This window comes from Marinomonas sp. S3726, from assembly GCF_000967665.1.
Taxonomy (GTDB): domain Bacteria; phylum Pseudomonadota; class Gammaproteobacteria; order Pseudomonadales; family Marinomonadaceae; genus Marinomonas.
The window spans coordinates 115081-130116 of the sequence record NZ_JXYC01000012.1 but is presented as its reverse complement, the minus strand read 5'-3'; the positions used below and the strand labels follow the sequence as shown (position 1 = coordinate 130116).

The 15036-nt window shown below is 37.9% G+C and carries 11 protein-coding genes; 2 read left to right on the top strand and 9 right to left on the bottom strand.

Annotated features, from left to right (window positions below; all coding sequences use genetic code 11):
• Nucleotides 1-3: 3 nt before the first annotated feature.
• Together TW85_RS11230 and TW85_RS11225 are read left to right on the top strand one after the other, a co-directional pair.
• Nucleotides 4-1263, top strand: coding sequence for a 2-oxo acid dehydrogenase subunit E2 (locus TW85_RS11230; RefSeq protein WP_046017206.1), 1260 nt, complete (start codon nt 4-6; stop codon nt 1261-1263).
• 20 nt (nt 1264-1283) lie between these two features.
• Nucleotides 1284-3119: an AarF/UbiB family protein gene (locus TW85_RS11225; protein ID WP_046017205.1), complete on the top strand. Its 1836-nt coding sequence runs from the start codon at nt 1284-1286 to the stop codon at nt 3117-3119.
• A gap of 7 nt (nt 3120-3126) precedes the next feature.
• Here TW85_RS11225 and TW85_RS11220 read toward each other — a convergent pair whose 3' ends face one another.
• The 9 genes from TW85_RS11220 to TW85_RS11180 all read right to left on the bottom strand — a co-directional run bounded on the left by TW85_RS11220 (nt 3127) and on the right by TW85_RS11180 (nt 15032).
• The gene (locus TW85_RS11220) at nt 3127-4017 is read right to left on the bottom strand and encodes a hypothetical protein (protein WP_157196932.1); all 891 of its coding nucleotides are present in this window, start codon (nt 4015-4017) and stop codon (nt 3127-3129) included.
• 170 nt (nt 4018-4187) lie between these two features.
• Nucleotides 4188-5141 carry a hypothetical protein gene (locus TW85_RS11215; protein WP_046017203.1) on the bottom strand — a complete coding sequence of 318 codons (954 nt, stop codon included), beginning with the start codon at nt 5139-5141 and terminating at the stop codon, nt 4188-4190.
• A gap of 61 nt (nt 5142-5202) precedes the next feature.
• Nucleotides 5203-6288, bottom strand: coding sequence for a hypothetical protein (locus tag TW85_RS11210; protein WP_046017202.1), 1086 nt, complete (start codon nt 6286-6288; stop codon nt 5203-5205).
• Nucleotides 6285-7847, bottom strand: coding sequence for a hypothetical protein (locus TW85_RS11205; RefSeq protein ID WP_046017201.1), 1563 nt, complete (start codon nt 7845-7847; stop codon nt 6285-6287). The genes TW85_RS11210 and TW85_RS11205 overlap by 4 nt, the downstream gene beginning before the upstream one ends.
• Before the next feature lie 41 nt (nt 7848-7888).
• Complete coding sequence (locus TW85_RS11200) at nt 7889-8665, bottom strand: SUMF1/EgtB/PvdO family nonheme iron enzyme (RefSeq protein ID WP_046017200.1); 777 nt, start codon at nt 8663-8665, stop codon at nt 7889-7891.
• Nucleotides 8649-10082: a hypothetical protein gene (locus tag TW85_RS11195; protein WP_046017199.1), complete on the bottom strand. Its 1434-nt coding sequence runs from the start codon at nt 10080-10082 to the stop codon at nt 8649-8651. The genes TW85_RS11200 and TW85_RS11195 overlap by 17 nt, the downstream gene beginning before the upstream one ends.
• Nucleotides 10072-13107 carry a hypothetical protein gene (locus TW85_RS11190; RefSeq protein ID WP_046017198.1) on the bottom strand — a complete coding sequence of 1012 codons (3036 nt, stop codon included), beginning with the start codon at nt 13105-13107 and terminating at the stop codon, nt 10072-10074. The genes TW85_RS11195 and TW85_RS11190 overlap by 11 nt, the downstream gene beginning before the upstream one ends.
• On the bottom strand, nt 13107-14315 hold the full coding sequence (locus tag TW85_RS11185; RefSeq protein ID WP_046017197.1) for a hypothetical protein: 1209 nt from the start codon (nt 14313-14315) through the stop codon (nt 13107-13109). Before TW85_RS11185 ends, TW85_RS11190 begins: the two co-directional genes overlap by 1 nt.
• Nucleotides 14316-15032: an ABC transporter ATP-binding protein gene (locus TW85_RS11180; RefSeq protein WP_046017196.1), complete on the bottom strand. Its 717-nt coding sequence runs from the start codon at nt 15030-15032 to the stop codon at nt 14316-14318.
• Between the last annotated feature and the right edge of the window lie 4 nt (nt 15033-15036).

Below are 15036 nucleotides of genomic sequence, written 5' to 3'. Positions count from 1 at the left end.
ATAATGAAAATTGATTTTATTCTACCGGATATCGGTGAAGGTATTGTTGAATGTGAACTTGTCGATTGGCACATAAGTGAAGGTATGGCAGTCACAGAAGATCAGTCTGTAGCAGATGTTATGACTGACAAAGCTTTAGTAGAAATAACTTCTATGTACACAGGCACCATTAGCAAGCTTTATTATGCAAAAGGTGAAATTGCCAAAGTACATCAACCCTTATTTGAAATTGAAGTTGCAGATGATGAATCAACATCAGTAGATACCAATGAGCAAGTCGTAGAAGCGCCTGCTATAGTCGCTAATTCAGATATCAATACTCTAGAGCCTCAAACAGTGCCAGATTCAGAGACTCAAATCAGCGCTCTTGCAAATACAGGTAAAGCCATTGCCAGCCCTGCGGTTAGACGCTTAGCAAGAGAAAACAATATTGAGATCAGCCAGGTAGTTGGTTCTGGCAAAAACGGCCGAGTCATGAAACAAGACCTATTTAATAATATGCAAGAGCCAGCACTATTAGATAACCCACAAACACTGTCTATAGTGCCTGATAGTAAAACAAACAGAACTGAAGCTATTAAGGGCGTAAAAGCGGTTATGGCAAAACAAATGATGGAATCAGTGAGTACGATTCCTCATTTTACTTACGCAGAAGAAATCGATGTCACCAAACTAGATGCTCTTCGCCAGGAGCTTAAAGCTAGCTTTGCTGATCAAGGCGCCAAGCTTAGCATGATGCCATTCCTCATGAAGGCATTAGCACTTAGCCTACCTCATTTCCCTGAGCTCAATAGTCGAGTCAATGAGTCTTGTTCTGAAATAACCTACCTTAACGAAGTTAACATAGGCATGGCGGCCGACACACCATTAGGCTTACTCGTACCTAATGTAAAAAATGTTGAGTCTCTTTCTTTGTTTGAAGTCTGCCAAGAAGTGAACCGTCTTGCTGACATGGCTCGCCAAGGTAAGCTCAAAAACAATGAGATGAAAGGTGGCACTATTACCATTTCCAACATTGGCGTAATTGGCGGCACAATTGCGACACCAATTATAAGTAAACCTGAAGTAGCAATCGTTGCACTAGGCAAGATTCAAACCCTACCAAGGTTTAATGAAAAAGGTGAAGTAGAAGCTCGTAAGATAATGCAGATCAGCTGGTCTGGCGATCACAGGGTAATTGACGGTGCCACTATGGCTCGTTTCTGTAATCACTGGAAAGCTTATCTTGAAAACCCAGTAACTATGCTTTCCCACTTACGTTAAGCAAACAAGAATAAGCATCTATGACGCGCCCCTTACTACAACAGTTTTATATTAACGAAGAACAATCAATTTATTTGATGAGCCATGAAGATGCTCAGAAGATAAAAGACTGGGTTCAATTATGTATTGATCAGTTAAAATTGCTTGGTTTTACAGGTATAGAATTTATTGGCAAAGGGGCCTATGGTTTTGTTTTTGGTGGACAAGCGAATGATGGCTCTGATTACGTATTTAAGTTTTCAAGAATCAACTTACCTCAGCATATTCAAGACAGGTTAGAAGATGAAGCATGGATGCAGTCGCAGGTCATGCATCCGCTTATTCCCGCCGTCAGTGAATACACAAAAATATCGAGACAATCTGTACTCATGATGGAAAGAGCGCCAGGTCTGGACCTTGAGGCCTACTCAGTCATGCACGGTCGATTATCCCCCAGATTAGTTGTCAAAATTGCAGCGCAATTAATCGATATTCTTAAAAGCCTGCGTAATGCCAGCCAAGATGAGGTTGAAACCCCCATTGTCCATGGTGATATTAAACCTTCCAATATCGTTTTTGACGAAAGCACAGAAACCATCAAGCTAATTGACTGGGGTTCAAGTGTTTTCGCACAAACTGATACTACAGGCCAAGCAATTGGCCACCAGCAGTTCAGCTTTTTAAGTGAAGACTTGCAACAAACCAATGCAAAATTAGGTGATGTATATTTTATAGGTGAAGAGCAATTAAATGGTGGCTTAAGTTCACCAAGATTTGATGAACAAGGTGCGGCTGGAACTCTGTATGCTTTAGCCTCTGGGCAAAGTTGCCGCTATGGCTATGATGCTATCCCAGTTACGTCACTAGGCCTACCTAAAGAGTTTGCAGTGTGTTTACAAACCCTACTCTCTGGCGACAGAAAACAAAGACAAACCGCTGGTGATTATTTATTCCGACAAATCGACAACATGAAACGTCTTGTGATGCCGGAATTACCCCAAGAAGAAGAAAAGCCACTCATTCCTATATGGAGCTTCAATGAAGCAACTGATATGGAAACCGTTGTTTACAGCTCAAGAAAGAGCTTTTTAAAAGAAGGTAATATTGATCATTACTTACTCGCCGAAGTAGATGATGTTGAACTTGAAAAGTATTACAAGAATTTCATGCATGGCATGGGACATACTGAGCGAGCATTCTTAGGTGCCATTAGCCGATTAGGCAAATACCCTGTCGTGGGTGGCCTAGCTCTTAGATGGGATGAAGAGCACCTTTATATCGATTCCAGCTTACATTTAAAAGATAACGCGTTAAGGCTCCCTTTTGTCACAGCCGTTAACAATATTGTGGCGCTTGCAAGAACAATCCACAGAGATGGTGTCTTTAAATGCTGCATGTTTAACGCTAAAAACACTCAGCATATCAATCGTGTTGATGAAGAAGCCGCTTTTATTCCTGACAATAGAATGAGCATACCATTTGACGTGACTCACACGCCTTTTAGTGAAGACCACAGCCGGAACCACTCTTATTTTGAAGACGGTCAGGACCCAGATGAATTACTTAATTTACCAGAGTCCATTATGCGAGAAATTGCTTACTTAAATACGATAAGACACACGGGGCTTATTATTTTTGAGGCTTTACCGACTCACCTTAAAGTACATAGTTATTATGTCTTATTAGAGCCTGAGCAAGAACAAGCGTTTGCCGCAGCACTATCTCGCATTGTTGATGCCATACCAGAAATTAAAGGGTTAGGTGTATCCGGTTTTATGAAAATGCCTTATAAAAATACGCGAGAATTCACCTTAAATGAATGTGCTGAAGAAAAGTTCTACCCTAGAAACCCTAAACAAGCATTAGCAATCAACTAACCCTCTTCTAAAGCGTTATACCAACAAACTTAATGAATTCAGCCGTTGATAACAAAGCCAACTGTTGAGCTAAGAATAAGCATAAACAAGTCACCACAAAGATTAATAATACTAATGTCATCACAATGCGAGTATTTGAAACACCTAAGCATTGCAGAATAGTAAGGGCCTCTCTCTTAGTATTCAGTAACAATTTCAGCGCCATCAAATAAATCGCAAAACTAATGGATATAAGAATAAAAAAGAATGCCGCTTTAAAATAATTAATGCGAGCAAAAATAAGACGGGATTCTTGCGTCAGCGCTTTTTGATTAATCAATTGATAATCATTAGCCAAACCCAGTGTTAAAGCGCTACTTGCAACATGCTTAACAAGCGCTATATCTTGTTCATTCAAACCTTTAAATTCGATCTGATTGTAGCTAAGCTTTCCATCAGCATTATCCTCACGCTTATTGTTTGAAAATAGCTTTTGTAAATCAACTAAACTCATGACGACAATGGGTTCACTGCCTAAAAAGCCAAAATCTAATTTCATCTGCTGATTAAAATTAGCTGATGACTTAGTCAAAGGGTTAAAGATGCTTTTTATCTGATAGTTTCCCGCATCAAGCTGGTTAAATACGACTGCACTTAAAATGATTGAACCAGATTGGTAGCCCCTAAGATCACTCTCTGAGTTAAATTTATTAATAAGGTAATCCGTTTCATAAGCAAGAAGTTTGACGCCTTTTAGAACGTCTTTTTTATCAGCTTCAAATAATAAAACAGACTGAGTAGAGATACGGTAGGAACGATTAAGATGTTTGAGTTCAGGTGCATTATAAACTTCTTCTAGTAATCCTGAGGTTGATACTAGTTGTAGATCACCAAACACACCAAAGTAGCTTTTGTGCATATGCTTTTCAAAAGCATCTACCAAGTTTTGAGTAATGAAAAAGCTATAAAATACAATTATCAGTATTAGGGGCAAACTCAAAAGAGCTAAACGGATAAATTTTGATTGCCCCCTGCTTAAAATTTTAAGCAACTGAATTGAATGTTCTAGCACCAGCTTTATCCTTATCGTTAAAAGCTATCTACTTTTTGACCTAAGGTACTGGTAAATATCTTCTTCAAAACAGTTCCAGTTGCAGCGGCGATAAAGTAAGGGTTCCTATCCCATCTAAAGGTTGGTATTTCCCTGGTAGCAACTCGGACAGAACCGTGTTCTGCTTCATTCACCATGAGAATAATATACATGCGCATCACATGAAGCACCCCTTTTCGGTCAGGTAGAAAAGAGGTCGCAAAGATTGAATGCAGCGGATATGGCTGGATGAGCCCTTGTCGTGAATAAGGAACAAACGCATGTTTTAACGACATCCCCTTTCCTAATTGAATTTTTTCGGATTTATCACCCGCATACCAAGTCACTTCTTTACCTGCAAACTGAGGCACATATTGAATGGCTATATCAATGTAAGCTTGTTTAGCTACATCATCTAAATTTAGCCTTTCATTATCTATCTCAATAGATTCGTCTGATATTTCAATTAGATTATCATCTAAATCAATATCTGAACCGATATCATCTTCATCAAATTCTTCATCAATAAGCTCAATTTCTGCCCCTGAATTATCAATTTGTGTTGAAGCCAACTGATTACTGGCATCAATACGCGTTTTTATAATACTTGTTAAAGAGACGACAACATTATCTAACGTTTTACCCACCTCTTTTTCTTGAATTGCAAACTGAGGTAGCAGCTTGGGGTTGGCGGTACGAATGTTAGCAACGAGATCCAGTCCAGATAGTAGAATCTGCATATTGCGGATTTCATTGTTATAGCCTTTTTTAATCATTTTACGTGTCTTTTTAAGTCGCTTAGAGCCAGGAACAAACTCTTTTGCGACGAGCATATTAAATGACCCTCGAATATTATTTACAAACTCAGCAATCGCTATATTATTCGCTGCATAAGCTGATTGAGTAAATAACAACACAAGGCAAAGACTCATGTTTATTAGATATTTACGCATTCACAAGGCTCCTAAAATACTGATTTAATATCATGACACATACGTACCTTTTATAAGACTTTTATTGTTTAAAACAACGAAACGTCATATTTCTAGAGCTATAACTATTTGACACTATTGTGTAACGTTCTGTGTTCCAGTTAAAAGCCAGAAAGGTATTTGCCATATCATCATCTTCTAGTTCTAATCTGTCTTCTTCTCGATAAAATGGCTCGTCGATATCTTCATAATCAACAGCCGCAATGATCTCTTCATAGGCATTGCCAGCCGGTCGATTAATTTGTAAATCACGGCGAGCAAATTCAAAAACATAGGGTGACGACAAACGTAAATCGTTTTCATAACAGTAATTACTTGCCTGCTCTAAACTAACATCTGTCACTGCAATGGATGTTGAACCTGATCCAAACATCTCATTCACGCTCACAGGGTAGCTCATGATTTGAAATTCACGACCACCACTACTCTCGCTAAAAGGTACTTCAACAAAAGAAAAACGGTTAGCTTGGGTCACCTTCTCTCTTAAGGGAAGTTCTGATTTAGCGACGCCCAATACTTGACCAGACTTACTTAAGGCACTGACTTTAAGGTCTAGAGTCTCTTCCTTTTCTTCAGCCAATACATATAGCACCAAGTCAGATACCTCAGCTGTCTCGCCAAAGTCACCGTCAGACGTTGCAAAGAAAGGGTCCAGTTCCTGTTTTAGGATTTTTCCTAATACTTGATCGACTTCTTCCTCTTGCGCTCTCAAGCTAAGTAAGGGGTTGGAAACTATGTATTGCTCAGATGCTGTAATGACGTCATTACGATAGCTGCCTCCACCACTTACTTCTAAAGCAACATCTAACTCACCATAAGCATTAGCCATACGAGTACTTGCTTGAGCAAATGCTTGCTCTATTAGTCTCTCAATTAATGTATCTAGCTTACTAAAAGAACTATTCTTTTCTAAAAAGCGCTGCCCTTTAGAGTCAAAGAAATAAGCTTCGTAATCTAGCTCCTCTTCTTCCTCATCAAACAGGTCCACATATAAGTCCTGCTCAAAGCTCTGCTCTAAACTTGTCTCAGCGGATGTATCTTCCGTATCTTGACTTGCACAACCAAGAAGTAGGCTTGAAATAAGGCTTAAATAGATCAATTTATTCATAATAAAATTATCTTATTGTTCTGCATGTATTGTTTAATTTTGGCTTTATTTGCCTTAGTTGATTTTGTTTCTTTACTCACTAGCGTTAACATTTGTTTAGATGGGGTAAAGAATAAATTTGTAACGAATCCATTTGAATCGACACTGAACTGATAGAGCGCATTGCCTGCTTTCGATATCTCAACCTCACCCGCTTTTGTTAATTTGGCGGTTAAAGAAATGGGTTCTGTACCATTAATCAAAAAGATACGTTTTAACTTAATATTATTACGACTCATCCAGCTTGCGAGATACCATAAGCCTTCATAACCATAATAATCTTCTTTAGAAACAAAAATGGTTTCTGGCCCCAGCTTTATGATGCCATTACGAATATCTTGATCCCAACCTATGTCTTTTTTGCCATTAATGGTTTGTATTTTCTTCAGTTCAACTAAGCGCTGGCCTTTTGCCACAGCAAGCACACCTATGTGTTTTTCAAGTGCAGTAGAAGATTGCTTAGGGTCAAATACGTTTGTTTGCGCACTGACCTTCACTTGAATCAAGTTTTTACGTTTACCTGTTTCTTTATAGCTAACCTCTAACGTTTTCTCTTGATCAGCATTCGACCAAAGATACAGGTTTGTTAAGGTTTCACCTTTAAAAGATAACTCCTTAGGTTCTAACGGCGTACTCTTAAGCAACCGCGCGAATTCAGACAAGGCCGCGTCTTCTAAATGACTTAATACACCTTCTTGCTGTCTATAACTAAAATGCATCAAGGTATCTTGATGATAAGTTAGCTTAAGCACTGAGCGATCTTGACGTGAAAACTTATTAGGTGACGCCAGCGTAATCTGGCTGTCTATACGATAATCTAGCTCATTTACAGACAAACTTTTGCCACTCAAACTATCTTGATATCGAGCTCTTGTCACCTTCACATTGACTAGGTATAAAGATTCACTATCTACCAAAAAGAAGTTTTTCTTATAAGCGTGAGCAAACACTTGAGAAAGGTCATAAACAGGCAAAGATGTCAGGCTATTCTGTTTTCGCTTAATACCTTTTATTGCTTTTTCAAGGTTCCTTTGTTCTTGCTTTAATTTACCCAGTTCGCTATTTAATTTCGCTTTTTTATTTACGTCTTTTTCATTATTTACTTGGGTTGATAGAGCACTTACCTCTTGATCTAACTCATTAAGCTCATTCGTTAAATCTGCTTGTCTTTCAACACCATTTTGATCAATAAAAGCTTTCTTTAAATTCTGATAATTCTGCTGTTTCTGAACTGATTGAAACAATGGCTGGAAAGCCTTGATACCTTGCTTGAGCTGTAGGCTATTTTTCGACTCTAACAAGGTTAGGATCGTAGTCTGCGTACCAGGCTTAGCATAAGTTAACTGACGTTGAGCGCTATTTCTCACCTGATAATTGATACTTGAATAATGATCAATGCTTTCACTAAGCCCTTGGTTAGCAAGGCTTGCCGAGTTAGCCGTTATACATAAACTCGCCATAAGCGTCGTTAAAATGGCGCTAAAGCAACGACTTTTTAATCGATAGTTAAAGCTAAGCATCACGCTCTCCTTTAAAGTTATCTATATAGATAAAATCTACGTCAGGGTTTAACACATCTAAAACCAACATTTTGATTGACCACATCATTTTCGTTATAAGCCGCTTTTAAGTATGGGTGCATCAACCAAGGTTTATTAACCAGATCAAAAGCACCGCCCTTTATTACATAGGCACGATTGTTCTTGCCCCAAATACTTTGCGTTATTTCCCAAACACTTGCATATAACCCAAGTAGGCCCAGTGGCCCTTCACTTGTCTCATAGGCATCCTCTTTATAAGCCGCAAAATAACTCAGTAATTCGTTTTGCGGCTCTTCAGAATGTAAATAATTAATCATGCCATATCGCGTTAACCAGTCATTTGTTACCTGACTTGCCGCATAAACCCATTGGCTCTCAGTCGGTAAACTAGCATCTAAAGCGTTACAGAAATCATTTGCTTCATGAAATGCGACACCAGTAACAGGCTCATCCATACCATATTCACACAAATTAGCTATTTCTACTTTTCTAAATGAAGATAAGCCTTCACCCGCTAACATTTGAGTACAAGTCACCTCTGTTTTCATCATAGAAAAGTCACTTGGCAAAGAATGCAACGCGGGAATAAAGCTAAAGTCATCACCAAGGTTTAAAGTTGGCCCTATAAGTTCAGGCCAAGTATTACCCTTAATAGTAATACTTACCCATTCAATTGCATTTATAGGGAGCTCTTCACTTAATAAGCTTTCAACCGCCTCATTATCTGCATTTGCCAAGTTAATATTGAAGCAACTTAGTACCAAACCTATTAATACTAAATTAATAGGATACTTCACCTGCTTCCACCTTACTCATCAGTTTTTTTGTGGCCTTTTTAAGCATGCTCTCAATATAAAAGTCAGTACGACTCTCATCATATAGACTATTAAAGCGCATTTTTAACAGTGTCTTTTTTTGTGAATTTACATCTGAAACCAGCCTTAATTCAGCCACAAACAAATCCGCTTCCAATTTATTTGAAAAAACCTTTTTATGATTAATAAAGAACTTTAAATTAAGCCCTTTATCATCAAATTTAAAACCTTGCTCGATAAGGGTAGCTTTAACATTTTGGCTAAGATCATCATAAGGCTGGCGATTTACAAAGAGTGCATAGGACTGAATACTAAAATCAGATGTCGTTTGATCCAATATCAAAGGGTATTGATTCACTATACAATCTTGAATTAGCCTACAACTGGCCAAAAAGTCACTAAACTTGGATGTATCATTCACTAAAAAGCGATTAAAAGCAGGTTTAGCAAAACCTGTTTGCAGCCTTTGCTTTGAAGCGACTAAATAAACCTTCGGCTCTTTTTTACCCTGATGAGATTTAGCCAGTTTAAAAATGTTTCCTTTTTTCTTTTGCTCCAATGTTGGTACTGTCAGAGCAACATCTTGCTTAATCAGATTAAAGCCATAAGCAGGGCTTGGCAAAATCATATTTGTATATTGCCCATCATCAACAAACAAATAAACAAAGACATTTTGATTAGACCTAAGCTGCACAGAGAGAATATCGTTAGCGCTAAAAGCGTATTGGCCAAACACTAAATCTATCGCGATATTGTTCTTTATAAACTCAACTAGTAAAGCATCCAACTCCTGTATAAGTACAGGAGATACATTTTTTTTTCCTTTTAATAAAGCCAATTGTATTTTGGCTTGGGCTATATTGCCTGAGTTTAACTCTGCACCAAATTGGCGAATAAGTGTCTGAATTTCAGCGGCCTCTTTCGCTAAATCCCTTTTAATTTCATTAACCTGAGCACGAGTTAAACGATAAAGACAGTATGATTGTATATAATCGCCCTTTTCTACCCGCTCTGAATAAGAAGCCGTTACACTAATGCCTGTGAGATTAATTCGACTTAATTTATCAGTCTTAACACTAAACTGCCCTTGAAACTCATCATCCACCACCACTTGAGATGATGAGCTTTTTGATGCAATTTCAACACTAAAAAATTCGGAGACTTTACCTAGCCCATTAGTACAGGCTTCGGTAATAGATTTTGCTTCAGCTTGAGCAAGACCAGATACCCATAGCTGTGATAAACCAATAAAATCCAAACCCGAGTCAGCTCTATAATTACTTTTAGCCCAATCAGGTTTTTCATCTTGAATCTCGGCAGCCTGCAAAGTTAATGCTGGACTTAGGTAGCAAGATACAGCAGCTAAACATGCAAGCACAGATTTCTTATTAATTAGCATCTTCAATTCCATATAAAGCATATCGGCCCATATTCAGCATGTAAGCCTCTTGGTCTGTCACTATATATAAATCATGATCATTAAAGCTGGTAAAAACTTGTTTAATATTCTTTACGTTGGCCAGCTGAATATCATTAATCAGCTCACCTGTTGCCACCTTGTGGACAGCCACTTTGTCTTGGTAAATAAGATAGCTAACAAGGCCATTTACCCCAAGAGCTAACCCTATTGGCATTTGTTCAATTGCAATACGGCCCAAGGTATCGCCACTGACAATATTTTTAACTATGATTTGCTCTCCCTTTACATAAGCAAGTCGGTTAGAACCGAGATGATAACTAACAACCCCGCCTTTACTCCCTTTAAAAGATTTAACCTGTTCAGCCTTATCTATATCCCATACTCTGACACTGGCATCATCACTAGCAGAAACCACTTTATGAATCGAAGCGTCATACTTAGCAAATTTGACACTATCTGTATGACCTAACATTTCATTTTTCACAGTACCTTCAAAACTTAATTCCCAAAGTTTTATCGTCTGATCTGTCCCCGTTGATAACAAAGTCTCATCATCAACAAACTCAAGGTCTAGCACATGGCCCGCATATCCTTTTAGCTCTTTTTCTAAGTTGATCCATGACTCATCTTCTTTAGCCGGTATATTTATCTGCCAAATTTTAATCAAACCATCTCGGCCTGCGGTGGCGAGTTTCTTTCTGTCTTGTGTCATCGCTGTAGCAGTCACAGCACCCTTGTGAGCATCAAAAGTTTCATTAAATTCAAACTCTGATGACAAAGACTCGAACGATATTTCACCATTAGTAAGACTAGTCAGTAACCAATCGTCATTTCCTAAATCCATATTCACGATATCTGCCGTCAATTGCGCATTATCTAACTGACGATAGACTTTAGACTCAAAGCCTTGTGTCCCAAGAAAAAGGGTATCCACCTGAAAGCCTAAATGCTCCCAGTTAGGCTGAGACGTCGTAAAAAAGCGAGATGAATCAACTTCGTTTTGTTTTACAAGCATAATATTGCCGTCTTGCGTCACCTCTATACCACCACTCAAAGCATTAAATAAACTGGGTTTATTAGCTACAAGTAAAGGATCTGCCTGCTCTTCATTAATAAAGTTAAGATAAGCACTTTTTTGTGACTGTGTGACAACTTGCTCATTGAATAGACTTTGGTATAGATCTAAGTCACTTGCAGAGATAGACTCAGCAAAGACCAACTGTTTAATCGATGATTTATCTAACCATGAGCGTGCACTTTCAATACGCTCTAAGCGCTTTTGATAAACACGTCTAATTTCAGCTTCTGTGGTAGTGGGCCTAATTCTAAGGTCATTTTTACCACCATAAACAAACTCGCTATCAGTCAAATAATGAAGAACGTAGCCAGAATTTAGCTTGTCATAGGCATCATAGCTTCCAGCAAATTGGGTAATTTCTTGATAGGTCTCTGTGTCAATTTGTCTTATTCCTCCAGACTCTGTCATGAATAAGAGCTTATTTTCAGACACAGCGCAGGTTGCTGCAATTAAGTCTTCATCAAGGTCTGAGGCAAACTGGATAAGGTGGTGTGTTTGAGTTTGGTTTTCGTACAGATACGCTTTATTTTTATGCCAATATAAGAGTTTTTTACCCGCTGAACAGACCTGCATACCCGTTAACTCAATTGATTCTTTAAGTTTAATTAAGCGCTGATTCTTAGCGTCGAAATAAGAGAGCTTTGTCTCTTCTGACAAACTATAAAGGCTTTTACCGTCTTGGCTTGCAGCCAATAGAGACAGTTTACCCAATGTGTTTAGTGCTTTTTCTTGATAACTTTTAAGATCAAGGGAGTAGGCAACACCGCTATTAACATAAAAGGCTTTTTCTCTCGCTTCTAACACATTCAAAGAGCTTATGCTTGTAGCGTCTTTTTTAAACTTAACAAGATTACCTTGTTTTAGAATTAAGTTTTTATCAGTCAGAATAAGAGTAAGGTCTATTTTAGGTAAAAAGTATGCCGCTTTTGCAAACTCATCCCATTGCTTACTTTCCCATAGGGACCTAACTTGGTTTGAGTTTTTAAGGGATATAAGAGAAACTTGGCTTACATAATCTGTTAGCGTGTTTACTGTGGCATAACTTTCATTAGCATCAATAAAAAGGCTTCGCGCATTGGCAGTATTGTTAAGAATTCTTTCTTTATCTAACCCATCTATTTTTCGTTGTATATCCTTTTCAATAAGCTTAACTCTATCTTGGTAGATAAAAGCGAAAGTATCGCCATTGGCTCGCTCTACAACATAATCTTTATCGTTAAACTTCATAACCGCATCGCGATCAATACTCGCAAACTCACGAATATCTGAACCAATTGCATAAAGAGCCATACGCAAAAGTGCATCGACTTTAGCCTTACTGTCTTGCCCTTCGAGATTTAACTTATAATGATACCAAGTAGAATTACGATCTTTACCTTCTGACTTGATCGTTTTATAGCCTTGTAAACTGATAATGTCTTTTTGCCAAGCTTGAGCATCAATATAAAACCCCATTTCAGCAGGGCCATTTGGCTCTAAAACGATATTAAGCACGGCATTTAAGTCAGCTTCATCACCATAACCTACATTAAAAACAGCGGGTATATAACTAAATTCATTATCTCCTAGTACAAAATCACTCACCTGATAATCAGAGAACTGGTCATTTAAAGAGCGTTTTGTTAATTGAGACAATTTAGAGGGGTTATTTTCTATGTATTGCAGTACTTTTGTCAGCGCTTTGGTAGCAGGTGACCTTTTTTCAAAACCTGTCTGGTAAATAGGGCCAACTAATCTAATGTCTTTAACGCTAGGGTCAGACCAACTAGAACTATTAGATTTAGCCGCCTTAGCTTCCGATACTTTTAATTCAAGTTCATCAAAAATATTAGTCGGACCTGATGGCTTTTCTTCAACTGTATTGCAGCCCACAAGGCCTATTGCCAAGATAATACTGCTAACAAGTCTAAAATTTCGATTAAACATTAATACCCTAACCTATTCTTCATACCGATCAAATTAAGTAAGTTAATCAACAAAAGTACCGTAATACACACTCCCCAAGACATACCTTGGTGTAAAGTCGTTGAGACAGAAAACACCTGTAGAATCATGGGTTTTAGCCAAGTAAAAGTCACCAAATAAGCCAATAAAAGTCCTAATAGACCAACGAAAAAGCTAGTTACAACCAGAGGTAGTGTCAGTAAATAGCCTGTCATATAAAGTATATTCAATGACTTAGCTTTTTTAATGAAGACATTCGCCTGATTAAGTCCCAATATAAGAATCAAGGCAAATACCAATACACTGATCAAGCTATAACCTAGAAGCTTCGTCATCAACAAAATACTTTTTTGCTTACTTTTCTCATCTAACCAAGTTGTTACAGTCCAATTTTCACCAGTCTTGGCCAATAAAGTTGTAATCACATTTTTACTCTGCTCAATATCGCGACTATCTAAGATACGAAGGTAAAGGCCCTCTTCTTTTAAGTCATCGTCATCAAGCCATGCCGCTATCTGATCAATCCCCATATATAAGATGGATTCGTCGTTATAATCATTTATAAAGGCTTTAATTTTTCCTTGATAGCCATGCCCTACTGATTTAATACTGACTTCTTGGCTTATGGGAGCAAAAAAGCTCGCATCTAACACGGCATTGGGTAACACTAAACTCGGATTCATTAACCAATCGGCAGCAAACTCAAGATTAGTAATTTTAAATTTATAGGCCCCAGCATCGTAATAATTAAGCTCAGTTAATGGAATCACACTTGGAAAATGCCTTTCTAAACCAATTAGGGTTACATTACCTGAGCTAAATTTATCGTACTCTTGAGCCGACTCAAAACCACTTTGCTGCGCAGTAGCTGCTTTTAACCTTAGCCATTTAGTTACCTTAGTAAATTCACTTACACTTAAAATACTGCCTTCATCTTGCAAGCTCCGCTTTAAATTTTCTAGTTCACCTGATGCTTTATAATCAGACCAACTAGAAACACCACCCTCCAAACTCAAAGTGAAATGAGGCTGTTTACTAGCAAAACGTTCTTCAACCTGTTTCTCATAACTATCAGTAATTAAAAAAAAGCTAAAAATACAGCAGGAAACAAAGGCAAAGAGTATAAAAAAGCTAAATAATGGCCCTTTAAAAAATCGCCAAGCAAGCAGCAACTTGATATCTAACCGCACTCATTTATACCTTGTTAATAGAGACTTACTTAATCCATTAGGGCAAGCATCTAACTGATAATAAGCGTCAGCACTTTCAATAAAACTTTTATCATGACTAACAATAATGACGGCACTGCCTAAACTTTTGGCAATTCGCTTTAACTCTGACTTAATAAACTCAGCATTAATCTCGTCTAAATTCCCTGTTGGCTCATCTGCAATCACGACACTAGGCTCATGGATCAAAGCTCTAATGATGGCAACTCTTTGTTGCTCTCCTCCTGATAACTCATTTGGCTTTTTATCCGGATCAATATCATTCATAAAACGTTTTATATAATCCTTCGCCTTATGATTCGCTTCTGTACGTTTACTACCATTCATTAAAAGCGGCAAAGCACAATTTTCTAGCACACTAAACTCTGGAATAAGCGCAAAAGACTGAAAAATAAAACCCAAGTTTTTCGCTCTAATCTTAGCCTTTTTAGCCTTGCTTAAAGTGGCGACAGATTGATGACCATAAAAAATGTCACCTTTAGGTATGTTATCCAATAAAGCTATCTGTCTTAAAAGCGAGGACTTCCCACTACCTGAGGCTCCCATAATTAAAGTAACCTCACCTGCCTTTGCCTCCAAAGTGAGGTTTTTATAAATCGCCGACTGCTTTCCATCGATAAGATAATATCTGTCTAAATCTGTAACTTTTATTGCCACATCATTTGCTTCTTTATGCATGATT

Bases quoted from the DNA above. Each gene is read 5' to 3' on its own strand.
- TW85_RS11225 (WP_046017205.1), top strand. From the start codon at position 1,284: ATGACGCGCCCCTTACTACAACAGTTTTATATTAACGAAGAACAATCA.
- TW85_RS11215 (WP_046017203.1), bottom strand. From the start codon at position 5,141: ATGCGTAAATATCTAATAAACATGAGTCTTTGCCTTGTGTTGTTATTT.
- TW85_RS11205 (WP_046017201.1), bottom strand. From the start codon at position 7,847: ATGCTTAGCTTTAACTATCGATTAAAAAGTCGTTGCTTTAGCGCCATT.
- TW85_RS11230 (WP_046017206.1), top strand. From the start codon at position 4: ATGAAAATTGATTTTATTCTACCGGATATCGGTGAAGGTATTGTTGAA.
- TW85_RS11180 (WP_046017196.1), bottom strand. From the start codon at position 15,032: ATGCATAAAGAAGCAAATGATGTGGCAATAAAAGTTACAGATTTAGAC.
- TW85_RS11195 (WP_046017199.1), bottom strand. From the start codon at position 10,082: ATGCTAATTAATAAGAAATCTGTGCTTGCATGTTTAGCTGCTGTATCT.
- TW85_RS11190 (WP_046017198.1), bottom strand. From the start codon at position 13,107: ATGTTTAATCGAAATTTTAGACTTGTTAGCAGTATTATCTTGGCAATA.
- TW85_RS11210 (WP_046017202.1), bottom strand. From the start codon at position 6,288: ATGAATAAATTGATCTATTTAAGCCTTATTTCAAGCCTACTTCTTGGT.
- TW85_RS11220 (WP_157196932.1), bottom strand. From the start codon at position 4,017: ATGCACAAAAGCTACTTTGGTGTGTTTGGTGATCTACAACTAGTATCA.